Raw genomic sequence first — 25,332 nt, 5'->3', positions numbered from 1 at the left:
TAATTAGTGCCCGACCTTAGCGCCAGCTTTTAAATGATACTCAGCACCACAATAAGGACATTTTGCGTGCCCGGTGTGTGCAATATCTAAAAATACACGGGGGTGTAAATCCCAGTTTTTCTCCGCGCCTGTTGGGCAATGGAGAGGTAAATCTTGAGTATCAATTTCAATAGGTGTCGGTGCAGTAGTCATGATTATTTAACGTAAGTAAGCCAAGAGCGGTACTTATCATTTTTACCTGTTACTGTGTCAAAAAATACATTTTGTATTTTTTCAGTCACAGGACCTCTTCCACCGTTACCAATGATGCGGTCATCAAGCTCCCGAATCGGCGTCACTTCTGCGGCTGTTCCCGTAAAAAACGCTTCATCACTACAGTACATTTCATCACGAGTAATGCGTTTTTCTCGTACTTCAAATCCAAGATCATGGGCAATTTGGATGATTGATTCGCGGGTAATACCTGCCAGGCAAGAAGCTAAGTCTGGTGTATAAATAACCCCATCACGAACGATAAATACATTTTCTCCAGAGCCTTCTGAGACATAACCATCGGTATCTAGAAGGAGAGCTTCATCGTAACCATGTGCCGTCACTTCTTGGTTGGCAAGAATGGAGTTGATGTAATAACCGGAAGCTTTGGCACGAACTAAAGAAACATTGACATGATGACGGCTGAATGAGGATGTTTTAACGCGAATACCCTTATTTAAACCATCTTCCCCCAAATAGGCTCCCCATTGCCAAGCTGCGATAGAGACTAAGATTTGATTACCTTTAGGAGAAATTCCTAACTTTTCAGAGCCAATCCAGGCGATTGGACGAAGATAACAGGACTCTAGATGATTCGCCTTAACAACCTCTAATTGAGCTTGCATCAGTTCCTCTTGAGAGTAGGGCATTTCCATTTGGAAAATCTTGGCAGAGTTGAACCAACGCTTGGTATGCTCATCAAGACGAAAAATAGCTGGTCCTTGGTCTGTTTTGTAGGCCCTAACACCCTCAAATACAGCCATACCATAATGCAGACTATGGGTCAGGACATGAATGTTGGCATCACGCCAATCAATTAATTTGCCATTAAACCAAATAAAACCATCACGATCAGACATTGACATTTATAATTTCCTTAGCGGACATAAGAAGAATACTTATTGTAAAACAGGCAAAGAAATTGCAGTCAATTTGCCTTAATAAATTGTTTTTTATGAATCTAGCGCTTTAATCATCCTGTATGATGATTTGTTGAACCAATTTGCTGGATTTAATTGATTAATAACTACCCATGATTCATTCCACTACCCTCAAAGTCAATCGATTATCTGATTTAGCGTCACAAAACCGCCTTTCTGGAAAAAGAGTTTTTATTCGCGCTGACTTAAATGTTCCACAAGACGCTTCAGGAAAAATTACTGAAGATACCCGAATAACCGCTTCGATTCCAGCAATTCAGATGTCTTTAGATGCGGGCGCAGCAGTCATGGTCACATCACATTTAGGCAGACCTACTGAGGGTAATCTGCAGCCTGCCGATTCTTTAGCTCCAGTGGCAGACCGATTAGCTGAGCTATTGGGTAGAAAAGTTGCTTTAATTTCAGATTGGGTATCGGGAGATTTTCAAGTTAAACCAGGCGAAGTAGTCCTTTTAGAAAACTGCCGTGGCAATGTTGGTGAAAAAAAAGATGATGTAGAGTTGTCAAAAAAAATGGCACAACTTTGCGATATATACGTAAATGATGCTTTCGGCACGGCTCATCGTGCTGAGGCTACTACCCATGGAATGGCAAGATTTGCACCAATCTCTTGTGCTGGTCCACTCATGGAAGCTGAAATTGATGCCTTATCTTTTGCTTTAAATGACCCCAAAAGGCCACTTGTGGCGATAGTTGCTGGTTCAAAGGTTTCTACGAAGTTATCGATTCTAAAAACGCTTGCAGTGAAGGTGGATCAATTAATTGTTGGTGGGGGAATTGCCAACACCTTTATGCTTGCTGCCGGCTTACCGATTGGGTTGTCTTTAGCAGAGCCTGATTTAGTTGATCAGGCTAAAGAAATCATGAACATCATGCATCAACGAGGAGCCTCAGTTCCTATTCCGGAGGATGTGATTGTAGCCAATGAGCTTTCTCCTTTAGCTCGGGCTAATACCGTTGCCTCTCATGATGTGGCTAGCGATGACATGATTTTAGATATCGGCCCTAAAACAGCCGCGCGTTTATCGCAGATGATTGCGCATGCCGGTACGATTTTATGGAATGGTCCGGTTGGTGTTTTCGAGATTGATCAATTTGGTGGTGGTACCAAGATGTTGGCAGCTGCAATTGCGCATAGTCCAGGATTTTCTGTAGCAGGTGGTGGAGATACTCTAGCGGCGATTGCTAAATACGGAATTGAAAAGCAAGTCGGATATATTTCTACTGGCGGAGGTGCATTTTTAGAGTTTTTAGAGGGCAAAGTTTTGCCTGCCATTGCAATACTTCAAGAAAGAGCTGCTGAATGAGTTTGTCTCGTGCCACCAAAATTGTTGCCACTTTAGGCCCTGCTACTACAAATCTAGATGTTTTAAAGAAGATTATTTTGGCTGGCGTGGATGTAGTGAGGTTGAATTTCTCGCACGGAGTTGCTCAAGACCATAGAGATCGTGCTCAATTGGTTCGAGATATTTCTCGAGAGGTTGGTAAAGAAATTGCCATAATGGCTGATTTACAAGGGCCCAAAATTAGGGTGGGTAAATTTGAGAATGGCAAAGTCCAATTAGAGGTTGGCCAAAAATTTCTATTAGATGCCAATTGCACAATCGGCAACTCAGGGCAAGTTGGTTTGGATTATAAAAACTTACCTAGAGATGTTGTTGCAGGGGATCAGTTACTACTCAACGACGGCTTAATTGTTCTTCGCGTAGAACAAATTGTTGGAGATTGTATTCATACAGAAGTAGAAATGGGTGGTGAACTATCCAACAATAAGGGAATTAATCGTGCTGGAGGAGGTTTAACGGCACCAGCGTTAACTGAAAAAGATATAGAGGATTTAGCAACAGCAATTGATATGCGAGTGGATTTTATCGCGATTAGCTTTCCTAAAAATGCACAAGATATGCAATTGGCTAGAGAGCTTGCCCAGGCACATTGCGTTGCAAAAAATCATGAAGTTCGATTAATTGCAAAAATTGAGAGAGCTGAAGCTATTGAACCAGGAGTGTTAGAAGAAATTATTATGGCTTCTGATGGCATCATGGTTGCTAGAGGAGATTTGGCGGTTGAGGTTGGCAATGCTGCGGTACCTGCTTTGCAAAAAAGAATGATTCGCTTAGCTACCGAAGCTGATAAATTCGTGATTACTGCTACGCAAATGATGGAATCGATGATTACTAGCCCAATTCCAACAAGGGCTGAGGTTAGCGACGTTGCAAACGCTGTTTTGGATGGAACAGATGCAGTGATGTTATCTGCTGAAACGGCAACAGGACAGTTTCCGGTAAAAGTTGTCGAACAAATGGCGGCGATTTGTCTTGCTGCTGAAAAGTCTGAGGCTGTAACATTAGACGCTGATTTTTTAGATCAGACATTTACACGCATCGACCAATCGATTGCTTTAGGCGCGCTATTCACAGCTTATCATTTAAAAGTAAAAGCGATTGCCGCATTAACAGAATCAGGTTCTACAGCACTTTGGATGAGTCGGCATAAAATTCATATACCTATTTTCGCTCTTACTAAAAGAGTTGAAACACAACGGGCAATGGCGATGTATCGTAATGTAACCCCATTACAAATAGATGTAAGTGCTGACAGAGATACGGCACTTCAAGAAGTTGAACAATTGTTATTAAGTAAGGGAGTAGTAAAACCTGGCGACATGGTGGCTTTAACTGTTGGAGAACCAATGGGACAAGCTGGCGGTACAAATACCCTTAAAATTATTAAAGTTAAATAAATCTTTTGGAGAAATCATGCCTTTAGTCTCAATGCGACAACTATTAGATCATGCAGCAGAAAATGGATATGGTATTCCTGCCTTTAATGTTAATAATTTAGAACAAGTGCAAGCCATTATGTCCGCCGCTCAAGAAGTCGGAGCGCCTGTCATTATGCAAGCATCCGCTGGCGCCAGAAAATATGCCGGGGAAGCTTTTTTAAGACATTTAATTGAAGCTGCAATTGAATCCTATCCAGATATTCCAGTGGTTATGCATCAAGATCATGGACAGAGTCCTGCAGTTTGTATGGCTGCTATTAAAAGTGGCTTTACAAGCGTCATGATGGATGGTTCATTGATGGGCGATGGAAAAACAGTTGCAAGTTATGAGTACAACGTTCAGGTATCTCAAGAAGTTGTGAAGTTTTCACATTCCATTGGCGTCACGGTTGAAGCCGAGTTAGGTGTTTTGGGCTCATTAGAGACAATGAAGGGTGATAAAGAAGATGGTCACGGTGCAGAAGGTACGATGACTAGAGAGCAGTTGTTAACTGATGTCGAACAAGCGGCTGACTTTGTTAAACAGACACAATGTGACGCTTTAGCAATTGCGATTGGTACTAGTCACGGCGCTTATAAGTTTAGTAAAAAGCCTACAGGGGATACATTAGCAATCGATCGTATTCGTGAAATTCATCAACGTATTCCTAATACACACTTAGTGATGCATGGTTCCTCATCAGTCCCCCAAGAACTTTTAGAAGTGATTCGTGAGTTTGGTGGTGATATGAAAGAAACCTATGGTGTTCCCGTAGAAGAAATTCAAGAAGGTATTAAAAATGGAGTTCGTAAAGTAAATATTGATACGGATATTCGATTAGCGATGACCGCGGCAATTCGTCAATATTTACATCAAAATCCCTCTAAATTCGATCCCCGTGATTACTTAAAGCCAGCACGAGAAGCTGCCAAACTGATTTGTAAGGCACGATTCTTATCTTTTGGATGTGAAGGACAGGCTTCAAAAATTAAGCCAATTAGTCTGGATAAAATGGTTGAAAAATATAATTCAGGTGAGCTTGCTCAACTGGTTAGATAAAGATGCAAGCCCTTTTAGAAACTTCAATTCAATCCTTGCCTTTAATTTCTAAAGGCAAGGTGAGGGACATCTATGCAATAAATGATCAGCACCTATTGATGGTTACAACTGATCGATTATCAGCATTTGATGTAGTGATGCAAGAGCCGATTCCTGGAAAAGGGATTGTATTAAATCAAATGGCCAATTTTTGGTTTGAACGTTTAAAACATATCGTACCCAACCATTTAACGGGTATAGATCCTGAGACTGTTGTCCTACCGAATGAAATTGACCAAGTGCGAGGTAGAGCGATTGTTGTAAAACGACTCAAACCAATTCTTGTTGAGGCTGTTGTTCGAGGTTATTTATCTGGTAGTGGTTGGAAAGACTATCAATCTAACGGATCGGTCTGTGGCGTAACATTACCAATTGGTTTACAAAATGCTGAACAATTAGCCGAACCAATTTTTACCCCTGCAGCAAAAGCTGATGTAGGTGATCATGATGAGAATATTGATTTTGATGAAGTGATTCGCCGGATTGGCCCAGCACTTGCGCAGCAAATGAAAGATATCAGCATTCAACTATATAAAGAGGCATCTAAGTTTGCGGCTAGCAAGGGTATCTTGATTGCTGATACTAAATTTGAATTTGGCTTGAATGACCATGGTCAAATGATTTTGATGGATGAAATACTTACGGCAGATTCTTCACGTTTTTGGCCTGCTAGTTCTTATATTGTTGGGCAAAATCCGCCATCATTTGATAAACAATTTGTGCGGGACTGGTTGGAGTCTGTAATGATTGACGGTCAACCTTGGAATAAAAAAGCGCCGGCACCGCATTTGCCAAGTAGTGTAATTGAACAAACTGCTGCAAAGTATCAAGAGGCATTGGCTATACTTACCCAAGCATGATATCCATTGTAGGAGAACATATGAATGAACCAGTAAAGAGTCAAATAGAATCACCCATTGTTGGTGTTGTGATGGGGTCAAACTCTGATTGGGATGTAATGTCTTATGCGGCTCAAATTTTGGCTGAGTTTGAGATTCCTCATGAAAGACAGGTTTTATCAGCGCATCGTATGCCAGATGAAATGTATACCTATGCAGAAAATGCCCATAGCCGAGGATTAAAAGCGATTATTGCTGGAGCTGGTGGTGCCGCCCACTTACCTGGCATGTTGGCAGCTAAAACAATTGTTCCAGTGTATGGAGTACCTGTGCCATCAAAATATTTAAAGGGTGAAGACTCTTTGTTATCGATTGTGCAAATGCCAAAAGGAATCCCCGTGGCTACATTTGCCATTGGCGAGGCTGGTGCTGCCAATGCGGCTTTACACGTAATTGCTAATCTAGCGCTTTATTCTGAAACTTTGCATCACAAATTACTAGCATTTCGTGAATCGCAAACGAATAAAGCTAAGCAAATGACCTTGCCTTAAAGTTGATGAGAAATATAGTTTGGCCCTTATATCCGCCTGCCTTTTTGGGCATCTTAGGTGGTGGGCAACTGGGAAGATACTTTGTACAAGCCGCACAAGATTTAGGTTATCAAGTATGCGTATTGGACCCAGATCCAAACAGCCCCGCTGGGCAGATTGCTCAAGAGCATTTACTTGCACAATACGATGATGAAGATGCTCTTCATCATATGGCTCAACTATGTGATGCGATTAGTACTGAATTTGAAAATGTACCTGCAGATACGATTGATTATTTAATTAAGCAAGGTGTTTTTGTTGCACCAAAGAGTTTTGCAGTATCGATTGCGCAACATCGTATTAAGGAAAAAGAATTTTTAAAAACTTGTCAATCCGTTATGGGTATTGGACCTGTGGATTATGCGGCGATAGAAAATGACGATCAACTTGAAACCGTTCAAGAATCACTTTTTCCTGGAATACTCAAAACAGCGCAACTTGGATATGACGGAAAAGGTCAACAACGGGTTCAACATCCAACGGAGTTGAAAGAAGCATGGAATACTCTCGGAAAAGTTCCATGTGTATTAGAGAAAAAGCTAGATTTAGCATTTGAATTATCTGCAATCATTGCGAGAGGCGCTAATGATGAAACTCATTTGTTGCCAATTGCGCAAAATATACATGAGAACGGTATTTTGCATCTCAGCATGGTTCCTGCACCGAATTTAACTCAAGAATTACAAGAAAAAATTCATGTGGCTGCACATACGATTATTCGTCAATTGGAATATGTTGGAGTGCTTTGTATTGAATTTTTTGTATTAAAAGATGGCTCAATTGTGGTGAATGAAATCGCTCCACGACCACATAATTCAGGGCATCATTCTTTGGACTCGTGCTTAACCAATCAATTTGAACAACAAGTCAGAAGTTTAGCTAAGTTACCACTCGGCGATTCACGCTTGCTTTGTCCAGTAGTCATGCTCAATATACTGGGGGATATTTGGTTTGATAAAAACACGAACATGATTAGATCTCCTGATTGGGAAAAAATATTAGCCATGCCTTGCGCAAAGCTACACTTATATGGCAAGTCAGAGCCAAAAATTGGGCGCAAGATGGGGCATATTAACTTCATTGCAGATTCTGTTGATCAAGCCCTTATTGATGCAAAACAGGCAATGGAAATTTTAGGTATTCCATCCTCGAGACAATAATCAGTGAGTGCTCGTATTTTTTCAGCTAACGAAATATCAACCCAACACATTGTTGAACATCTTCAGCAGAGTCATTTGGTCGCTATACCAACGGAAACTGTTTATGGACTTGCCGCAAATGCAAGTGATGAGATAGCTATAAAAAAAGTTTTTGAGTTAAAGAATCGCCCAAAAAATCATCCCTTGATTGTGCACATAACCTCACCAACAGCAGGGATGTCATCAGAAATTTTTTGGGAGGCCAAGTTATCAGAATGGTCTCATGATGTACCTCCAGAAGCGATCCTTTTAGCCCAAAAATATTGGCCGGGTCCTTTAACCATAGTATTGAAGAAGGCAAAGCACGTTTCTAGTTTGATTACTGGGGGTCAAGAAACCGTTGCAATACGTGCCCCAAATCACCCTTGGACAATTGATATTTTGCGCGCCTTCAACGGCGCTCTCGTAGCACCCTCAGCTAATCGATATGGGCGTATTTCCCCAACGACAGCACAACATGTGTTGGATGAATTTAAAAATAGTGATGCCGATAATGAATTAATGATTTTGGACGGCGGGAGTTGTGATGTAGGTATTGAATCTACCATTTTGGATTTATCGCGATTAGAACAAATGGGACCAATTATATTGAGACCAGGGATGATTTTAGAGAGCGACATTTGTAAAACCTTAGGGCTTACCAACTTAGGTCAAAAAGATCATGCGATTCGCCATTCGGGTGGAACATTAGGGCACTATGCGCCACATACTCAATTGGTATCAATGGATGTTGATCAATTAAAAGTTGAAGATATTAGCAATCAAAAAGTCGTCGTAGTTACATTTTTAGATATTGAGGTATTAAAAAATAAATGGGCCACAAGCCCCGTTGTTTGGATTCAAATACCTATAGATCCCCAAGCTTTTGCAAAACAGCTTTATCAATTATTAAGAGACCTTGATCAAAGGGGGTATCAAAAAATTATTGTTGATGCATTACCGAATAATAGCGAATGGAGTGGCATTCAGGATCGACTCACCAGAGCTGTGTACGGCTCAGGAGCTCATTAATCTGAAGCGCAGTCATCTAATACCCAGTGAAGTAATGCATCATTGACTATAGTGCCACCAAAACCTGCATTTTGATGATTGACCATGGATGAGACCGCGTACACCTTACCGGTTTTACTTACCACATACCCACTGACTGCTCGAACAGTTTGTAGAGTACCTGTTTTCATATAGGCACCAGTTTTTTGTAGACTATTGGGTAGGCTAAGGTCTGGAGTGAACTTGTTATCAGGAGTGCCCACAGACCAAAGTTTTTTTAGACGATCAAGTAAGCGATTTTTCATGGTGCCATCGACGCCAGCAATTGGCAGAGAGTTAATAAATATCTCATTATTTTTTGTACTAACTGCGAAATTGAGAAGACTTGTCATACTTTGAGGAGAGATTCTTTCAATATTCGATAAGCCAGAGCCATTTTCAACGACTAGTTCTGGGAAGTTTAGTTTAGACTTTCTTAGCCAATCTTTCACAATACGAATACTATCTGTTGTGGATGTTGGTCGATTACCTTTTTCTAGACCAATCGTAAGAAGAACTTGTCGTGCCATGACATTATTTGAATATTTATTGATGTCTTTTACGGCGTCCTCTAAAGAGGTTCCCGAATAAGAAAGTATGAGTTTGGCGTTACTAGGAACTTCAGATTCAATGATTTGAGGATGAGTTTTCCAAACTATGCCTGAGTCTTCAAACGAAGCTAATATTCCTTGCTTAAAGAAATTATTTGCATCTATTGAAACTGAATTCCATGCAATGTCTGGACAGTTCATTGACAATTTCCCGACAAACAAGGCGTTCCATTCTTCATCACTTATTTTTCTAATTTCAATTTTTAAATTTTTTGTCCAGTCCCCACAAGGCCCCTTTGTTGCTTGTATTTGATTAATAATTCGAAGACCTGATAAACGAGGAGTATAGGTAACATCAAATTGCCCATTGTTATTGACAATCCTAAAAGATAGCGTCTGAAACGCATACAACAATGGGTCAGGAACAACGTTATAGGTTCTTGAGGACTCCCCATCTAGAGGCGCTGATTGACGAATAGAGCTTGCATAAACCGAGCGATCTAAAATGAGATTGCCTTGCACCTCTTGCAAACCAGCTTGCCTTAGATTCTGAGAGATGACTGATAACTGTTCAGGCACCAACTTGGGGTCACCAAATCCCTGAACAATAAGATTACTATTTAAAACCCCTTGCTCAATTAAACCATTGCTATAAAAATTGGTTTTCCAACGATACTGAGGACCAAGAATATCTAAGGCAGCAACAGTTGTTAAGAGCTTCATAGTAGAAGCTGGGTTCATTGGGGACTGTGCATTCCAACTGTATTGATTAGGTTGAGGATGGAGTTTCCCAATCGAGACAATATGAAATCCCAAGGCAGATTCTGGAATCTTTGAATTTTGTAATGCTTTTTTTACTCCAATAGGCAAAAGCTCATTGGCAAATACAGAAATGGGCAATAAACAGTGACATAAAACCACCAACAGACTCATTGTGTGTGTTGTAGGAAATTTTAATAAGTTCATTGGCTTAGAGGAGATATTTGTCAGGCACCTAGTTTAAGATACTTTTCTGAAGTTATTTGGTGTTAAATTTTGAAAAAACATAAAAAGTTCTTTGTAACTCCCGCAAAAGTTTGATAGCATGAAAATAACAATGATCAAAGGGTTAGATGATGAATAAAAAAGACCTTGCGGAGGCAATTGCATTAGGTGCGGATATTTCTCAAACCAAAGGCGAAGAAGTTTTAAAGATTTTGCTAGAAATCATAGAAAAACAGTTGATAAGTCACGAGTCAGTGCAATTATCAGGCTTTGGGACATTTGCAGTTAAGACAAGATCAGCTAGAGTCGGAAGAAATCCCAAAACGGGTGACCCTATTGAAATAGGTTCATCTATTGCAATCCGTTTTATTCCCGGAAAGGCATTCAAAGAACAAGTGAATCAGCCAATCAATTAAAATTCCAAAGATTAAGCTTCTCAATATGGAGCAGTCAAAAAGGAGCTATTTTGTCAATCATTACCAATATTGAAGATTTGAGAGTCTTGCACGAAAAACGTGCCCCTAGAATGTTTTACGACTACGCCGATTCTGGGTCGTGGACTGAGGGAACATATCGCTCAAATGAAACTGAATTCTCAAAAATAAAATTTAGACAACGCGTCGCTATCAATATTGATGATCGAAGTATTACTTCAACCATGTTAGATTTGCCAGTTTCTATGCCTGTCGCCTTAGCACCTGTAGGTATGACGGGTATGCAACATGCAGATGGGGAAATCTTGGCGGCTAAAGCTGCGAAAGATTTTGGTGTGCCATATTGCTTGTCCACGATGAGCATTTGCTCCATGGAAGAAATTGCTAAACATACGAAGCATCCGTTTTGGTTCCAGTTATATGTAATGCGTGATAAAAAATTTGTAAGTAGTTTGATAGAAAGGGCTAAGGCGGCGCATTGTTCAGCATTAGTTGTTACTTTAGATTTACAAATCTTAGGTCAAAGACATAAAGATTTAAAAAATGGCTTATCAGCACCTCCGAAACCAACCATCGGTAATATGATTAATCTATTAACAAAGCCCAGATGGTGCCTTGGTATGCTTCAAACCAAGAATAGACAGTTCGGAAATATTATTGGCCATGTAGAGGGTGTAGATGATATGAGTTCACTTGGTGCTTGGACAGCAAGTCAATTTGATCCTAGCCTTGATTGGAATGAAGTAGCTCAAATAAAAAAACAGTGGGGTGGTAAATTAATTCTGAAGGGAATTTTAGACCCCGAGGATGCAAAGTTGGCTGTAGCGGTTGGTGCAGATGCAATTATTGTCTCTAATCATGGTGGTCGACAGTTAGACGGCGCACCATCAACCATAGAAGCTTTACCTGCAATTGTGGATGCGGTAGGTTCGCAAGTAGAAATTTGGTTAGATAGTGGCATACGGTCAGGACAAGATGTAATTAAAGCACTTGCTTTGGGAGCTCATGGGACATTAATTGGCCGCTCGTACATTTATGGCTTAGGCGCTATGGGTCAGGCCGGCGTAACGAAGTCCCTTGAAATTATTGCCAAAGAGTTAGACTTAACAATGGCATTTTGTGGCTTAAAGGATGTTCGACAAGTTAATCGAAGCATCCTTTATCCTGGAAGTTATTAACGGCCCCCAGAGACATCAATTAGGGCGCCATGAACATAGCTTGATGCGTCTGAGCATAACCAGATAACTGTTTGTGCAACCTCTTCAGGTAAGCCAACTCTACCCAATGGAACACCTGCAGCCCATTTTTGAATCACTTCCATGCCTCCATGAAGATCATGGATTGAGGTGCCGATTAAACCAGGTCTGACCGCATTGACACGAATGCCAACGTTACCGACTTCTTTAGCTAGTCCTAAACAAAAACCATCGACCGCCGCCTTTGAGGAAGCATAGTGGATTTCTTGGGCAATGCCACCTGTTCTTGCAGCAACTGAGGACATTAAAACAATTTTTCCTCCTTGTCCACCAAGATCAGTGGACATTCTTTTTACTGCTTCACGTACGCAAATAATTAAGCCAATAACATTAATGTCAAATAACTCTTTTAATTGCTTTTCTGTTGTTTGAGAAATAGGGTTTTGACCACCAATAATTCCAGCATTGGCAATCAAACAATCAATCGTTCCAATTTGATCAAGCTCTTTAAAAAGACGTTCAATTTCAGACTCCTTAGAGCAATCTGCTTGAATTGCCACGGCTGAGCCACCTTGGTTATGGATGGTGGTAACGAGGGCATTTGCAGTATCTTTACTATGCGTATAGTTAACGACTACATGATAATTTTCAATGGCTGCAAGCTTTGCAATTTCTGCGCCGATTCCCCTACTACCCCCAGTAATTAGCATTATTTTTTTTGACATGTTGTCTCCTTGTGGATAAATTTATTATGCATCATTAAATCATATCTGAATGATTTTCCTCCAGATATTCCTGTATTTGATAATTAAGACGAATTAATTCTTGATATAAAGAGTGTATAAGTGCCTGTTGAATATTTTCTTCTGAGCGTTCAATTTTCTGACAATGAAGTATTAAGTACTTTGCATTGATTAATTTTGCACCTCCTAAAACTTTATGACAAAGAGGCTTTAGTGATGCTAAATTTACTTGATTTAAATGCAATTGAATTTCTTTGGTGAGTTCTTTTTGAGTAATGAGTACTGATTCTAAAAGCGCATATGAAGCCATTAAATTTTGATTCGTAAACTCAAGGAGATGGTTGAAGTCCCAGTGCAAATCATGTTGAAGAAAAATGATTTTTAATGCTTCAAATAACTCCTTGAGTTCAACTGGTTTAATCATAAAAGTACTTATTAAAGCAATTTCTTCGCCACTTAACTTTGTTATAAATTGAGAATCTCCGGTCAAAATCATAATCTTTATTTTGGGATGGTATTTACTGATCATGGATGCAAATTGTCGACCATTCATGTTCGGCATAAACTCATCTGTAACGACTAGATCAATGTGATGATTTTCTAATGCCAAAAGACCATCATGCGCTTGATCAGCTTGTATGCAATTAAAGCCCAAATAATTTAATTGCTGACTAATAACTTCCCTACAGGCTGGGTAGTCATCCACAATAAGAGCGGATTTTCCTAAAAAATGATTTTTGTATTCGTGAATATGAAATCTTTTTGAGGCGTAATCGAAATGAAGCGGAAGTACCTAAATTAGGTTTACTCTCCAAATGAAGGTTGCTCTGCATTGATCGAAGAAGAGATGATGTAATTGAAAGACCTAAACCGGTGCCAGGAATTTCATGAACATGATTAATTTGAGATCTTTCATAAGGATGAAAAATACGATCAATATCATATTCTGGAATACCACAACCAGTATCTATGACTTGAAACTGTATCAGTTGTTCTGCATGGGTATCATTCATGACATTGACCGAAAGAAAAATAGTTCCATGATTAGTAAATTTAATGGCATTTGACATTAAATTACCAAGTACCTGTTTAAGGCTTGTGCTATTGATTAGAAGGCTAGGGGCAATCATCTGATCTAGATGAACTTTAAGCGTGTTGGAGCTTTTATCACATAGGCCTTGAAAGGATTGTATTAAATCATTTAATAGATCTATTAAACAAGTAGGTTCTTGTGTAAGCTCAATTTTCCCAGACTCAATTTTACTTAAGTCTAATACTTGGTTCAGCATGTTCAACAAAGACTTAGAGGTGTTGTAAGCCCCTTTTATGAGAACTTTACTTTCATAGCTAATATTCTCATCCTTTATTAATAATTCGTGTGTTCCTATAATTGCTTGGAGAGGATTTCGGATTTCATGACTAATTGTGGCAATAAAATCTGATTTTTTGGAACTTATCTTATTAGAATAATGATGCATTTCAAGAGCTGAAAACAATTGATTTTTGGTGTTTGGCAATAATTGAGGTTTCTTTAAAAATTGAATGCTAAAAAAAATAAAAATAGTTAATAGTAAAGAAAAAAGACCAAAGAATAATGAAACCCACAAAGGCGGTTTCAGTAAATAAAACCTATTTTCAGGGATGATATAAACAAGTAGTCCACCCAAAAAAATGGTAAATAATAGAAGAAAGGAATTAAGCCTGGTTTGATTAATCAACGATATGATTCCTTAATCACATACTTTATTTTGTTTACAAAAGCTGATTAAATCAGCAATATTATTGACTGCTAGTTTGACGTAAAGGCGGCTTTTGTATGTGGCAACAGTTTTATTACTAATATGTAACTGCTCAGAAATTTCGGAATTACTAAACCCTTTACCTAATAGCTTAAGTACCTGAAATTCTCTATCAGAGATTCGCTCTAACCTGTCATGATCACTATCGTGATTAATGCAACTTGTATTGGCTGTATAAAACATATAACCTTGAGAGACTGCAATAGCCGCCGTAATAATAATTTTTCCTGAAGCCGATTTGTTAACGAAACCTTGCGCCCCCAGAGATCGAACGCGATTTCCATATACCTTTTCTTCATGACTAGACAATATGAGGATCTTTATTAAAGGATTCATCTTCTTTAATTTGCATATCAAATCAAAACCATCTGTATTTGGCAAGTCCAAATCTAAAACAATCATTTGAGGCTCTAAGTTTTTTGTAAGAGTTAGGCAAGACTCACCATCATGTGCAAGTCCGAGAATATCGAAAGGCACTTGTTGGCTAAAAAGCGTTCGTAGAGCGAGTAACATCGTTGGATGATCATCTACTAGTAATACTTTTGTAAGCATTGTTATTTCCCATGGTGAATATTCTTTCTGGGGGAAGATTGAAATGATTGATTGAGTTGGCTAATCGTAATTTTTAAAAGTTGGTGTTTCGATACAGGCGGCATCATTAGTGGACCATAACAAAATTGAACCTCATTTTTATTTGCAAAGTTGAAATCATGAACTAAAGAAATACCCTCGACATAAGTATGGTGATTTTGACCCTTGCAAGTGATCATTAGATCATCGAATCTTTCTTTAGAAAGCGTCGTCATCATGGCTGCTCTGACAAAGCCAATGGAGATATGTACACCGCTAAAATAATTTGAATTGAGCCAAATCATTTCTGAATCGCTACCTGAAAAATTCTTAAGTTCTAAAATCAGTCCGAGACGTTGAAGTTGTTGTAATTGATTTTCCAGTAGTTTTAAGTTTAAATTTTTGTAGTCTAGAAAAGGCACTCTTATTAAACCAACTGGCAGTTGAGATGCCATTAAATTTTCCTCATACTCCAATAGAAAATCTTTACTTAATAACAAGGAGGTTGGTAGCGGTAAATATGTTGGTATTGCTCTTCCATGACAATGCCAATAGGCAATACTATCAAGGGCATTTTTAAATTGCTTTAAATATAAAGATGGATTATTTTGTAAAAGATCATTACATACTGCGCCAACGAATTTTTGAGATTGACATTCAAAAATAGGGTCAAGGTAAACGAGTTGCTCTTCAAAAGTTATGTCTTTATTTTGCGGCTGCTCAATATGCATTTTTTTTGTAAGCCAAAGTTTAAGATAATGGTAAATACCTTGATGATCTTTCATATGCTTCCTGAGTCGTGTTGATATAGGTCTTTGAGTCTAGACCACGAAACTATCCTCAGAAAAGAGGCGCATGCTGATAATTGGGTAGGTAAATTCTTAAAATAGACCTTATATTCACAATGGCTTTATGAATTACGTATGATTATATTTTTATATTTAGAGTTAAACAAATGAGTCAATATATTCTTGCAGCAGTAGTAGGCATTATGATTTTTTTTACTGTTGCGGTTGCACCAACAGTCTTTTCTGTTTTACCAAAAGAGTGGTCTAGCGCTTACGTCAGAAAATTTTTCCCCAAATATTATCTAATTTTGGGTTTACTTTGCTTGATTGCCGCACTTCTTAGTACGGATCAAATGATTACATTTGGTGCTTATGCCTGTAGCGTTTTATTTGCATTTTCATTATGGGTTTTAACCCCACGCATTAATCATGCCAAAGATAATGATTTAAAAAAACGTTTTGGTTATTTACACGGATTAAGCGTGGTAATTAATTTGATTCAACTAGTGGTTCTCATTTATATTTTGTTGAAGAATATGATCTAGTGGCTGGGCAAATAATTTTTGACTCCAATCTATTCTTCAATTTTTCCGATAAATTTAACTGTATCTTGAAGTTTTTTAACTTCGACTTTCCAAAAATTATTAAATTCATCTCCATCCAAATAATATTGGATGGAGTTACCCTTTAGCATTGCTTGTTTAAATTGCTCATCTTGTACAGCTTCCCTGACAGATTGGGTTATTTGTTGTTGTATTTGGGGTGGCAAATTGGCTGGAGCAAACAATGAGGTCCATAAAGAATATTCAACATTGATATTGCTCTCTTTTAATGTTGGGGTATCTAAAAACGGTGCTGATCTTTTGCTACCAGTTTGTGCAATGGGAATAAGTCGATTAGACTGAACTTGGGGGTAAGCTACGCTAGGTGCTGATGCTAATGCATTGACATGACCACCAATGGCTAAAGTAATTGCAGGTGCTCCCCCACTTGTAGGTATATGTTTTAATTTAATGCCAGTGGCATTTTCTAGCATTGCCATTGGTAAGTGCGTAGCCCCATAAGTACCTGAAGAAGCAATGGCGAGATGATCTTTGCTGGTTGATGCTTTTTTAATGAATTCTTGAATTGTTTTTACTCCGGTGTCTGGGTTAACCAAAATAATTGCTGGATCTGAAGTAATCTGAGCGATTGGAACAATTTTATTGAGTGAATAAGCTGCTGGACGATTAAAGAGAGCATCAATTGCAGGTTGAGTAGCTAGCGAAGGTGAGGTTAATAAGAGTGTATATCCATCTGGAGTGGCATTTGCGACGAAGGCATGCCCGATGGCACCATTTGCTCCTGGCTTATTAACAATGAGGACAGGTTGCTTGAGGGTTTTTTGTAACGCTACGGCAAGACTTCTTCCCACATTGTCAACAAAACCACCCGGTGGGTTGGGATTGATAATGGTAATTGGTTTATTGGGATAGGCTTCTTGGGCATTGACAGGTATATGTAAAGAAAGAATAAGAAATATAAAACTTAAAATATTTTTCATGAATGGCGTCCCCTTTTTTAAGTACTCAGGTATTTACCTTGCACTTTTTATTTAATTTGTCACAACATATTTAAAGTCATTTAAGATTACCACTACTGCTAGCTTATAGAGCATTCTTTTGTTTTAAAACTTTATCAACCCACGAATCGTCATAGCTTCCATTGAGAATAGCGGCAATAGTGATTTCTTCCTGTTTTTGTTTTTCTTTTCCAAGAAGAATAGCTTCTTTGGCTAAATGTCTTGGTATGGCGATAACACCATCGATGTCGCCAACAATAATATCCCCCGGATTTACCATCATTCCACCGATATGGACAGGTTGATTAATTGTTCCTGGGCCATCTTTGAAAGGACCTCTTAAAGAGATGCCTTTCGCCCAACATGGAAATGATTCGCGATCAAAGGCATCTACATCACGAACTGCACCATCGACGACTGCAGCTATCGCACCTCTTTTTTTGGCAACCGTCATGAGGATTTCCCCAAATAAAGCACGGTCCATTTCACCGTCACCCGAAATCACCAAAGCGTCGCCTGGCATGATCATTTGCAGCGCTTTATGAATCATTAAATTATCACCAGAGCGTACTTCTACAGTAAATGCGTTGGCGCAAATATGGAGTGGTTTTTTATTGATCGGTAATATTTGCTTCGCAACAAGATAACGTCCAAGACTATCACTTAGAATGGAGGTTGGAATACCTTCTAAAGCTTTGATTTCCTCGGTGAGGGCAGGAGTGCGATCCGCTATTGAATAACCGTTTGTCATGTCATCTTTCTTAATGAGTGATTGTGTTCATGATTAACCCATAACTGAAACTAAACGTCAATTACAAAACAAAGAAAATCATTGCATATTACGTTATATATTAATATTATTAAAAATTAATTTAATTTAATAAAATCAATGGTTTGTGATAATTAAGGGCGAAAAAATAAAGGTTCACTTGCAAAGATTTAAAAGTCTCTCTATACTTTGTTAGCAATCAACGAGGTAGAGTGCTAACAACATTCACTTAAGTTGATATCAGATTTGTATTATTTATTTTTTTAATTGAGGAGAATGCATGAACTTACGTCCTTTGCATGATCGTGTGATCATCAAACGTTTAGATAACGAAACAAAAACTGCTTCTGGAATTGTTATTCCTGACAATGCTGCAGAAAAACCAGACCAAGGTGAAGTTTTAGCAGTTGGTCCAGGAAAAAAAGATGACTCAGGTAAGCACATTAACGTTGACGTTAAAGTTGGCGACCGTGTGTTGTTTGGCAAGTATGCTGGACAAACTGTAAAAGTTGATGGCGATGAACTTCTCGTTATGCGCGAAGAAGACATCATGGCTGTTGTTCAAAAATAAGCATCATATTCAGTAGAGAGGAATTAACATGGCAGCAAAAGATGTAGTATTCGGAGATTCAGCACGTGCACGTATGGTTGAGGGTGTAAATATCCTCGCGAATGCAGTTAAAGTAACTTTAGGACCTAAAGGTCGTAACGTTGTTTTAGAGCGTTCATTTGGTGGCCCAATGGTGACTAAAGACGGTGTATCTGTAGCCAAAGAAATCGAACTCAAAGACAAGCTCCAAAATATGGGCGCTCAGATGGTTAAAGAAGTTGCATCTAAAACAGCGGATGACGCTGGTGACGGTACAACAACAGCAACTGTTCTTGCACAATCAATCGTACGTGAAGGTATGAAATATGTTGTTGCGGGTCACAACCCGATGGACCTCAAGCGTGGTATTGATAAGGCAGTGACTGCAGCGTTAGCTGAAATCTCTAAGTTAAGCAAGCCTTGCACAACAACAAAAGAAATCGCTCAAGTTGGTTCTATTTCAGCGAACTCTGATACAAGTATTGGCGATCGTATTGCTGAAGCAATGGAGCGTGTTGGTAAGGAAGGCGTAATTACTGTAGAAGATGGTAAGTCACTTGCTGATGAATTAGATGTTGTTGAAGGTATGCAGTTTGACCGTGGATATTTATCACCATACTTCATTAACAATCCAGAAAAACAAGTAGTTATTCTCGAAAACCCATTCATCTTGTTATTTGACAAAAAGATCAGCAATATTCGTGATTTGTTGCCAGTACTCGAGCAAGTTGCAAAATCTGGTCGTCCACTCTTGATCATCGCGGAAGATGTTGAAGGTGAAGCACTAGCAACTTTAGTAGTGAACAACATTCGCGGAATCCTCAAAACTTGTGCTGTTAAAGCTCCTGGTTTTGGTGATCGTCGTAAAGCAATGTTGGAAGATATTGCTGTATTGACTAAAGGACAAGTGATTGCTGAAGAAGTTGGCTTAACACTTGAGAAAGTAACTCTTGATGACTTAGGTCAAGCTAAGCGTGTTGAAATCGGTAAAGAAAACACAACCATCATTGATGGTAACGGTGATGAAAAGCAAATTGAAGCACGTGTAAAGATGATTCGTGCACAAATTGAAGAAGCGACTAGCGATTATGATCGTGAAAAACTCCAAGAGCGTGTAGCTAAGCTTGCAGGTGGTGTTGCTGTAATTCGTGTTGGTGCAGCTACTGAAGTAGAAATGAAAGAGAAAAAAGCGCGTGTGGATGATGCATTGCATGCAACTCGTGCTGCTGTAGAAGAAGGTATTGTTCCTGGCGGTGGTGTGGCTTTAGTAAGAGCAAAACAAGCTATTCTCACATTGAAAGGTGACAATGCAGACCAAAACGCTGGTATTGGTATCGTTTTACGTGCTATGGAAGAGCCATTACGCGTAATCGTAACGAATGCTGGAGATGAGGCGAGTGTAGTAATTAATCAAGTTGCTTCAGGAACTGGTAACTATGGTTACAACGCTGCTACTGGTGAGTATGGCGATCTCGTTGAACAAGGTGTGATTGATCCAGCTAAAGTAACTAAAACAGCATTAGTAAATGCTGCCTCAGTTGCTGGCTTATTGCTCACAACAGATTGTGCAATTAGTGAATCACCAAAAGAGGATGGCCCTTCAATGCCTGGTGGTATGGGCGATATGGGTGGTATGGGCGGTATGGGCGGCATGATGTAATTTGCCCTAAGGCTCTCATTAGAAAGGCACCTTCGGGTGCCTTTTTTTCGTCATAACGTTGATAATAAAACTAGTGTATATTGATTAACATGAAAAAAATCCAGACTGTAGTTTTCTCGTTATTTAGTCTATTGCCCATGACTTGTTTTGCCTCTGGGGCATCAAGACACCTTGAGCAAATCATTGCTGATTACTTGGTTTGGGTAGTCATATTAATCGTACCTGTTGCAGTGATTTACATATTTTGGAAAATACACATTCTTCCAGAAATTTACGCTGAAAAAGTGCATCATCCCCAAACAAAATTAATACAAGTCATTTGTATTATGTCAATTGTTTTTGGTGGAATTTTATGGCCACTTGCATGGATATTGGCGTACTCAAAACCTGTGTTACATAAAATGGCGTATGGCACTGATAAGTCAGATGACTTTTATTTAGATTCTGAGAGTGAGCATGCTGGGAAACCATTGACTCTGGCAGTTGTTGATGATGAGATTACCAATCTCAGAGAAAAGCTTCATGGACTTGAAGAGAAGAGACAAATAGTCATAGATCAAATACCAAACCAAGTTGCGAGGTCATAAAAGATGTTAGAAATCATACTTGGTGGTTATGCTGCGATTATTTGGTTTGTCTTCATTAAGAAAAAGTGGTTACCGTGGAATATTAAGTCTCAAATTGGATCTGCCATTGGAGGGATTGTATTGTTGGCAACTGTCGTTTTTACAGTCAATATTATTACTCCAGGATCAGAAGATGTAAGGGTGATTAATTTTGTGACCGAGGTGGTTCCTAGAGTTCAGGGTACGATTACCAAAGTAGCCGTTGAAGGAAATACGATGGTAAAAAAAGGGGATATTCTCATTGAGATAGACCCAAAGCCTTATCAATTAAAAGTTAGTCAACTCGAGGCCCAACTGGCTGATACCTTTGCTTCAGCCAAATCCTTACAGCAAAACTATGATGCTTCTAAGGCTAATACAGCAGCCGCTAAAGCACATTTAGATTTAATGAATAAGCGTCTGGCTGAATCAACAGAGTTAGCTAAAACTGGTGCAGGTAATCGATATGATGTTGAGTATTACCAGGCTGAGGTCTTGAAAGCTAAAAGTGCTTATGACGCCACTAAATCATCAGAAAATACTGCAAAATTAAAACTAAATGCAGTCGTTGGTGAAGATAATGCCAGTGTTGCACAAATTAAATCTCAATTAGAAAGTGCGCGGTACGATTTAGAGTCTTGCACAGTGCGTGCTCCAGCTGATGGTTATCCAGTAGCAGTTACTGTAAGACCTGGTAACTATGCTGTATCGATGCCTCTTCGTCCTTTGATGAGTTTTGTATGGTACGACCAACGCATCATCGCCTACTTTGATCAAAATGAATTACGTTTTGTTAAGCCAGGTGACGATGTTGAGCTGACATTGAAGGCCATTCCTGGAAAAATTATCTACGGTAAAGTCGACTCCATTATTTGGGCATCAAGCCAAGGGCAAATTGCGCAATCAGGAACTGTCCCAACAGCACCAGCAGAGATGTTACATGCCCCATTGCCTCTTAAGTATGCAGTTAAAATTACTCCCATTGAAATGGATGGAGAGCCAATACCTACCATGCCAATGGGGGCTCGAGGTATGGGTGGAGTCTATACCGAGCATTTGAAGCCACTTCATATTGTTAGGATGTTAGTCATTCGTTTACATGCAATCCTGAATAACTTGGTATTTAAGTTACCTTAGGAATGAAGATGAGTAACTATAAAAGCTTCATCGTTACGATTGTGGCTAGTGGACTACTAGTTGCATGTGCAAGCGATCCGCCAAAGCAATCAGACACTCTTTCCTTAGCTCTGGGAAAAACGGATGTTCTTCCGCAGTGGAGTAGCGGGTTTTCAGCGGGTAAGTTTGATGAACTGACTTTAGGATTTTCACTCGACCCTCAACTAAAAAAATTGATTCAAGATGGCCTTGTCAATAATTTAGATATTCGAATGGCGCGAACGAGAGTCGATCAAGCGAGAGGTGTTTTAACGGCTATCTCAGGTACACGATTACCGAATGTAGGCCTTGGTGGACAGTTAGGTACATCAACAATTCCAACAGCAACCTCGGGTATTTCTGGGGCAGGGCTGATAGCCAATTGGGAGTTAGACGTATGGGGCCGGATAGCATCAGCTTCGGGAGCTAGTCAGTCCCGTGTTGAAGCTTCAGAACTTGATCGCGTCTATATACAGCAAATTGTTGCGGCAAATGTCATCAAGTCTTGGATTGCTATTTCCGAGGCAAAGCAACAAGTTGCATTGAGCGAAAGCTTATTGGATTATGCGAAAAAACAAAATCAATATTTAGTGCAAGGCGAAAAGGTCGGTAGAAATACAGCCCAAGATGTCAGTATCAATGCTGCATCTATTGATATGTATCAAAACCAATTAATTACCAATCAATATCAACTCAATCAAGCGAAACGTGCGATGGAAATACTATTGGGTAGATATCCTGCCGCACAAATAGATGCAAGTAATGTTTTTCCAAATCCTATCACTGAGATTCCAGCTGGAATACCTTCTGAAATTATTTCAAGGAGACCTGACGTACTTGCCGCTCAGCAAAGATACAACGCAGCATTTTATGATGTTGAAGAAGCTAAGAAAGCTCGTTTACCATCACTTAGGATTTCAGGAGGGGTGGGTTATATACAAGATTCAGCGATTACACTCTCATCTGGAATTAATAACCCTATTAATAGTTTGACTGGATCTATTTTTGTACCACTCTTTATGGGTGGGCAATTAAAAGCTAATCAAGATATCAAGACTGCTAAGCAAGAGGAAGTTCTTGGGCAATATGCTAAGACCTCTCTCAATGCCTTGAGTGAGGTTGAGTCCACACTTGATAATGATTTAAAGCTCAAAAATCGTCAAAGCGCTTTAGCATCTCAAACGAATCATATGGCTAAATCGGTTGAATATGAGCAACAAAAATATCGGGTTGGAAAATCTGATCAATTTCAGGTTTTACAACAAGAAATTACGCTTGCAAACTCTAAGAGTAATCTTATTAAGATTTCAGCAGATAGACTCCGTAATCGCGTGGATTTACATCAATCGCTTGGCGGCCATTTTATCGAGGATGTATCTCGTTAAAATTTACTCATAATTTCAGGGCATTCGCCACCTGGGAACTGGATGCGTTTGAAATAAGCCTTCCAATCATTACTTAATTGTGAAATTCTGATTTTATTAATCTTCGCTTTTTCATCTGCGGATAGTTGGATAAAAGCCAACCATGCGCTTTGATGTTCATCAACCAAAATTGCATACGAACCTAAGTTTTTCATATTTAAATTAGCAACGTCTTTGTAGATAAAGCAACCCATATTGACTATATTTTTCTCTGATAAAAGACGAATACCACTGAGTGTATTGGGAGAATCAACAGATTTTTTCCAAGGAACTACATCATTTGCAAAACTAAGCTCTATATCTGAACCGCCATTAAATTGAGCGGTCGCATTAAACCGATCATCCTTAGACAAAAGGGCATTTCTGAAACTGCTAAGAACGGGCCCAATCGCATCTTTCCAATTTTGATAGGCGTTACCAAAACCATCTTGCACATCACCGATCACAAATTTTGGCTCGCCATCACCATATACGATATGTAAAAAGGCTTGCACATTAGGTGCTTGAGAAAAACATGCTTTCACAACATTAGGTTTTGAATACCAATCACCACCTTTTTTTGCTTCATCTAAAAACGACTTCATCACAATTGCGGTATCTAAATTATTCAGCCCTGAATTCTTTAATTTTTCAAAACCAATACTACAAGTGTTGGTCAAGGCATTACCTTCAGCAGAACTTAACAACTGTAAAAGACTTGGTGCCTTATCGTTAAGTAATTGCAAAAAGTTTTGATTCCCGCGTAAGGTGGGATGGTTTAAAACATTACTCGAAGAAAGTCCTTCCCTGTTTGGAAAGTCATTAATGCCTGAAGCTGAAGGGTCAAAGATCGACTTGGTATAGTTAAAAGATAGGTTAACTGTAAGTAACTTTGTTTTATCTGCTTTGGGATCCATCTGAATGGCTTGGATTTTTTTATCAGGAGTATTACCTAAAGTGCCTTCCGCCCGAAAAATAGGAATCTCAATCATTTCAATTCCGTTACGTATCTCAGGCCAACCAAAAGTCATCGGAACTTTGCCATTGAGACTGCCTTTTAGCATATCTTGCGTTCGTTTTTGCGCATCTGATAAAACAGGATTTGAAAGGGCAGATGTAGCACCAGCAATCGATGTTGCAGCCACACCCCCTGTTGCGAAAATAGCTGCCGCACCTAATAAAAACTGCGCCGAACCGATTAAATCATTATTGGTGTCAGTCGCGGTTTTGACGTTAACCACAAGAGAAAGGTTGCCCGGGTTTAATTTAGAAAAAGGTTTTAACAGCGAATTAGAAACAATTTTGAGAGGAATCGTACTCAGTGAAGCACATTGATTACCTTTATCTCGTCCATCAAATGTAGCGATCGGAATTTCGATTTCTTCGGATTGCCCGAAGAAGCCATTTCGAGTAACAGAGATGAGTAATTGAGTTTTCTCACTACCCCAGAAATTTTTATTAGCAAGTGACACACAGCTTGATACAGGTATTACTTCTGAGGTGATAGTGATATAGCCATCGTTTCCGGATCCATCCACCAGAAAAGCCGGAGCCTCTCTAGGGTAAAAAGTAGGATTAATATCTGGAAAGAAAAAAGAGGCAGCTGATACATCACGCACAATACCGAACAAATATATAGATATAAATAGTATTCGGAAACTCAGAAATTTCAACATGCGTTACAGAGCCCTTAAATTTTACATTCTAGAACTAATTTCAAATGAATAAATAATATTTTTTAACATTATTAGGTATGATTTATGACTTGAAATTTGTTTCAGACTAAAAGCAAAAAATGTAAACAGATCGTAT

26 protein-coding genes are annotated in these 25,332 nt (G+C 39.1%); 15 read left to right on the top strand and 11 right to left on the bottom strand.

The genetic code is table 11. The annotated features are described in order from the left end of the window. Positions 1-3: 3 nt before the first annotated feature. Both QMN06_RS10710 and QMN06_RS10705 read right to left on the bottom strand, forming a co-directional pair. The gene (locus QMN06_RS10710; RefSeq protein ID WP_281970109.1) at positions 4-192 is read right to left on the bottom strand and encodes a zinc-finger domain-containing protein; all 189 of its coding nucleotides are present in this window, start codon (positions 190-192) and stop codon (positions 4-6) included. A 2-nt stretch (positions 193-194) separates the two neighbouring features. Beyond that, positions 195-1,118, bottom strand: a complete 924-nt coding sequence (locus QMN06_RS10705; protein ID WP_281970108.1) for a branched-chain amino acid transaminase — start codon at positions 1,116-1,118, stop codon at positions 195-197. Positions 1,119-1,285: 167 nt separating this feature from the next. Between QMN06_RS10705 and QMN06_RS10700 the strand changes: the two genes are divergently transcribed. From QMN06_RS10700 to QMN06_RS10670, 7 genes are read left to right on the top strand one after another with little or no spacing between them, the layout of a single operon-like run. Further along, a complete protein-coding gene (locus tag QMN06_RS10700) occupies positions 1,286-2,500 on the top strand; it encodes a phosphoglycerate kinase (RefSeq protein WP_281970107.1) in 1,215 nt (404 codons plus the stop codon). Positions 2,501-2,502: 2 nt separating this feature from the next. After that, positions 2,503-3,936, top strand: a complete 1,434-nt coding sequence (gene pyk, locus QMN06_RS10695; protein ID WP_281971774.1) for a pyruvate kinase — start codon at positions 2,503-2,505, stop codon at positions 3,934-3,936. Positions 3,937-3,952: 16 nt separating this feature from the next. Then, positions 3,953-5,017 (top strand): class II fructose-bisphosphate aldolase, encoded by a 1,065-nt coding sequence (gene fba, locus QMN06_RS10690; RefSeq protein ID WP_281970106.1) that lies wholly within the window; start codon positions 3,953-3,955, stop codon positions 5,015-5,017. 2 nt (positions 5,018-5,019) lie between these two features. After that, complete coding sequence (locus QMN06_RS10685; protein ID WP_281970105.1) at positions 5,020-5,916, top strand: phosphoribosylaminoimidazolesuccinocarboxamide synthase; 897 nt, start codon at positions 5,020-5,022, stop codon at positions 5,914-5,916. A 20-nt stretch (positions 5,917-5,936) separates the two neighbouring features. After that, a complete protein-coding gene (gene purE / locus QMN06_RS10680) occupies positions 5,937-6,446 on the top strand; it encodes a 5-(carboxyamino)imidazole ribonucleotide mutase (RefSeq protein ID WP_281970104.1) in 510 nt (169 codons plus the stop codon). Positions 6,447-6,451: 5 nt separating this feature from the next. Then, complete coding sequence (locus QMN06_RS10675; protein WP_281970103.1) at positions 6,452-7,645, top strand: 5-(carboxyamino)imidazole ribonucleotide synthase; 1,194 nt, start codon at positions 6,452-6,454, stop codon at positions 7,643-7,645. Positions 7,646-7,648: 3 nt separating this feature from the next. Further along, positions 7,649-8,695, top strand: a complete 1,047-nt coding sequence (locus QMN06_RS10670) for an L-threonylcarbamoyladenylate synthase (protein ID WP_281970102.1) — start codon at positions 7,649-7,651, stop codon at positions 8,693-8,695. Here QMN06_RS10670 and dacB read toward each other — a convergent pair. Then, the gene (gene dacB / locus QMN06_RS10665) at positions 8,692-10,230 is read right to left on the bottom strand and encodes a D-alanyl-D-alanine carboxypeptidase/D-alanyl-D-alanine-endopeptidase (protein WP_281970101.1); all 1,539 of its coding nucleotides are present in this window, start codon (positions 10,228-10,230) and stop codon (positions 8,692-8,694) included. The two genes, QMN06_RS10670 and dacB, sit on opposite strands and share 4 nt — an antisense overlap. Positions 10,231-10,376: 146 nt before the next feature. On the opposite strand from dacB, the gene QMN06_RS10660 reads away from it, so the two are divergent. Then, positions 10,377-10,664 (top strand): HU family DNA-binding protein, encoded by a 288-nt coding sequence (locus QMN06_RS10660; RefSeq protein WP_281970100.1) that lies wholly within the window; start codon positions 10,377-10,379, stop codon positions 10,662-10,664. A 50-nt stretch (positions 10,665-10,714) separates the two neighbouring features. Continuing rightward, positions 10,715-11,860, top strand: a complete 1,146-nt coding sequence (locus QMN06_RS10655) for an alpha-hydroxy acid oxidase (RefSeq protein WP_281970099.1) — start codon at positions 10,715-10,717, stop codon at positions 11,858-11,860. Here QMN06_RS10655 and QMN06_RS10650 read toward each other — a convergent pair. The 5 genes from QMN06_RS10650 to QMN06_RS10630 are packed head-to-tail and all read right to left on the bottom strand — an operon-like array spanning position 11,857 to position 15,775. Continuing rightward, positions 11,857-12,603 carry an SDR family oxidoreductase gene (locus QMN06_RS10650; RefSeq protein ID WP_281970098.1) on the bottom strand — a complete coding sequence of 249 codons (747 nt, stop codon included), beginning with the start codon at positions 12,601-12,603 and terminating at the stop codon, positions 11,857-11,859. The two genes, QMN06_RS10655 and QMN06_RS10650, sit on opposite strands and share 4 nt — an antisense overlap. A 34-nt stretch (positions 12,604-12,637) precedes the next feature. Further along, complete coding sequence (locus QMN06_RS10645) at positions 12,638-13,327, bottom strand: response regulator (RefSeq protein ID WP_281970097.1); 690 nt, start codon at positions 13,325-13,327, stop codon at positions 12,638-12,640. Continuing rightward, a complete protein-coding gene (locus tag QMN06_RS10640; protein WP_281970096.1) occupies positions 13,320-14,339 on the bottom strand; it encodes an ATP-binding protein in 1,020 nt (339 codons plus the stop codon). Before QMN06_RS10640 ends, QMN06_RS10645 begins: the two co-directional genes overlap by 8 nt. A gap of 12 nt (positions 14,340-14,351) precedes the next feature. Beyond that, positions 14,352-14,972, bottom strand: coding sequence for a response regulator transcription factor (locus tag QMN06_RS10635; protein ID WP_281970095.1), 621 nt, complete (start codon positions 14,970-14,972; stop codon positions 14,352-14,354). Between the two features lie 2 nt (positions 14,973-14,974). Further along, complete coding sequence (locus QMN06_RS10630; RefSeq protein WP_281970094.1) at positions 14,975-15,775, bottom strand: hypothetical protein; 801 nt, start codon at positions 15,773-15,775, stop codon at positions 14,975-14,977. A 170-nt stretch (positions 15,776-15,945) separates the two neighbouring features. Between QMN06_RS10630 and QMN06_RS10625 the strand changes: the two genes are divergently transcribed. Next, the gene (locus QMN06_RS10625) at positions 15,946-16,323 is read left to right on the top strand and encodes a DUF4149 domain-containing protein (RefSeq protein ID WP_281970093.1); all 378 of its coding nucleotides are present in this window, start codon (positions 15,946-15,948) and stop codon (positions 16,321-16,323) included. A gap of 29 nt (positions 16,324-16,352) precedes the next feature. Here QMN06_RS10625 and QMN06_RS10620 read toward each other — a convergent pair whose 3' ends face one another. Together QMN06_RS10620 and QMN06_RS10615 are read right to left on the bottom strand one after the other, a co-directional pair. Then, entirely contained in the window at positions 16,353-17,321 is a 969-nt protein-coding gene (locus QMN06_RS10620; protein WP_281970092.1) for a tripartite tricarboxylate transporter substrate binding protein, read from the bottom strand. A 103-nt stretch (positions 17,322-17,424) separates the two neighbouring features. Continuing rightward, on the bottom strand, positions 17,425-18,090 hold the full coding sequence (locus QMN06_RS10615) for an RraA family protein (RefSeq protein WP_281970091.1): 666 nt from the start codon (positions 18,088-18,090) through the stop codon (positions 17,425-17,427). A 298-nt stretch (positions 18,091-18,388) separates the two neighbouring features. On the opposite strand from QMN06_RS10615, the gene groES reads away from it, so the two are divergent. From groES to QMN06_RS10590, 5 genes are all read left to right on the top strand, one after another. Continuing rightward, positions 18,389-18,679, top strand: coding sequence for a co-chaperone GroES (gene groES / locus QMN06_RS10610; protein ID WP_281970090.1), 291 nt, complete (start codon positions 18,389-18,391; stop codon positions 18,677-18,679). Between the two features lie 28 nt (positions 18,680-18,707). Next, the gene (gene groL, locus QMN06_RS10605; RefSeq protein ID WP_281970089.1) at positions 18,708-20,357 is read left to right on the top strand and encodes a chaperonin GroEL; all 1,650 of its coding nucleotides are present in this window, start codon (positions 18,708-18,710) and stop codon (positions 20,355-20,357) included. 89 nt (positions 20,358-20,446) lie between these two features. Next, positions 20,447-20,944: a DUF3302 domain-containing protein gene (locus QMN06_RS10600; protein ID WP_281970088.1), complete on the top strand. Its 498-nt coding sequence runs from the start codon at positions 20,447-20,449 to the stop codon at positions 20,942-20,944. A 3-nt stretch (positions 20,945-20,947) separates the two neighbouring features. Continuing rightward, positions 20,948-22,099: an HlyD family secretion protein gene (locus QMN06_RS10595; RefSeq protein WP_281970087.1), complete on the top strand. Its 1,152-nt coding sequence runs from the start codon at positions 20,948-20,950 to the stop codon at positions 22,097-22,099. 8 nt (positions 22,100-22,107) lie between these two features. Further along, positions 22,108-23,502, top strand: a complete 1,395-nt coding sequence (locus QMN06_RS10590) for a TolC family protein (protein WP_281970086.1) — start codon at positions 22,108-22,110, stop codon at positions 23,500-23,502. Here QMN06_RS10590 and QMN06_RS10585 read toward each other — a convergent pair. Next, positions 23,499-25,196: a hypothetical protein gene (locus QMN06_RS10585; protein ID WP_281970085.1), complete on the bottom strand. Its 1,698-nt coding sequence runs from the start codon at positions 25,194-25,196 to the stop codon at positions 23,499-23,501. The genes QMN06_RS10590 and QMN06_RS10585 overlap by 4 nt on opposite strands. Positions 25,197-25,332 lie beyond the last annotated feature (136 nt).

The organism is Polynucleobacter sp. SHI8 (assembly GCF_027944005.1).
Taxonomy (GTDB): domain Bacteria; phylum Pseudomonadota; class Gammaproteobacteria; order Burkholderiales; family Burkholderiaceae; genus Polynucleobacter.
This window is presented reverse-complemented; position numbering and strand designations above follow the sequence as displayed.

Coding starts and splice junctions, on each gene's coding strand:
- QMN06_RS10710 (WP_281970109.1), bottom strand. CDS start 192: ATGACTACTGCACCGACACCTATTGAAATTGATACTCAAGATTTACCT.
- QMN06_RS10705 (WP_281970108.1), bottom strand. CDS start 1,118: ATGTCAATGTCTGATCGTGATGGTTTTATTTGGTTTAATGGCAAATTA.
- QMN06_RS10700 (WP_281970107.1), top strand. CDS start 1,286: ATGATTCATTCCACTACCCTCAAAGTCAATCGATTATCTGATTTAGCG.
- fba (WP_281970106.1), top strand. CDS start 3,953: ATGCCTTTAGTCTCAATGCGACAACTATTAGATCATGCAGCAGAAAAT.
- QMN06_RS10685 (WP_281970105.1), top strand. CDS start 5,020: ATGCAAGCCCTTTTAGAAACTTCAATTCAATCCTTGCCTTTAATTTCT.
- purE (WP_281970104.1), top strand. CDS start 5,937: ATGAATGAACCAGTAAAGAGTCAAATAGAATCACCCATTGTTGGTGTT.
- QMN06_RS10675 (WP_281970103.1), top strand. CDS start 6,452: ATGAGAAATATAGTTTGGCCCTTATATCCGCCTGCCTTTTTGGGCATC.
- dacB (WP_281970101.1), bottom strand. CDS start 10,230: ATGAACTTATTAAAATTTCCTACAACACACACAATGAGTCTGTTGGTG.
- QMN06_RS10660 (WP_281970100.1), top strand. CDS start 10,377: ATGATGAATAAAAAAGACCTTGCGGAGGCAATTGCATTAGGTGCGGAT.
- QMN06_RS10650 (WP_281970098.1), bottom strand. CDS start 12,603: ATGTCAAAAAAAATAATGCTAATTACTGGGGGTAGTAGGGGAATCGGC.
- QMN06_RS10635 (WP_281970095.1), bottom strand. CDS start 14,972: ATGCTTACAAAAGTATTACTAGTAGATGATCATCCAACGATGTTACTC.
- QMN06_RS10630 (WP_281970094.1), bottom strand. CDS start 15,775: ATGAAAGATCATCAAGGTATTTACCATTATCTTAAACTTTGGCTTACA.
- QMN06_RS10625 (WP_281970093.1), top strand. CDS start 15,946: ATGAGTCAATATATTCTTGCAGCAGTAGTAGGCATTATGATTTTTTTT.
- QMN06_RS10620 (WP_281970092.1), bottom strand. CDS start 17,321: ATGAAAAATATTTTAAGTTTTATATTTCTTATTCTTTCTTTACATATA.
- QMN06_RS10615 (WP_281970091.1), bottom strand. CDS start 18,090: ATGACAAACGGTTATTCAATAGCGGATCGCACTCCTGCCCTCACCGAG.
- groES (WP_281970090.1), top strand. CDS start 18,389: ATGAACTTACGTCCTTTGCATGATCGTGTGATCATCAAACGTTTAGAT.
- groL (WP_281970089.1), top strand. CDS start 18,708: ATGGCAGCAAAAGATGTAGTATTCGGAGATTCAGCACGTGCACGTATG.
- QMN06_RS10600 (WP_281970088.1), top strand. CDS start 20,447: ATGAAAAAAATCCAGACTGTAGTTTTCTCGTTATTTAGTCTATTGCCC.
- QMN06_RS10595 (WP_281970087.1), top strand. CDS start 20,948: ATGTTAGAAATCATACTTGGTGGTTATGCTGCGATTATTTGGTTTGTC.
- QMN06_RS10590 (WP_281970086.1), top strand. CDS start 22,108: ATGAGTAACTATAAAAGCTTCATCGTTACGATTGTGGCTAGTGGACTA.
- QMN06_RS10585 (WP_281970085.1), bottom strand. CDS start 25,196: ATGTTGAAATTTCTGAGTTTCCGAATACTATTTATATCTATATATTTG.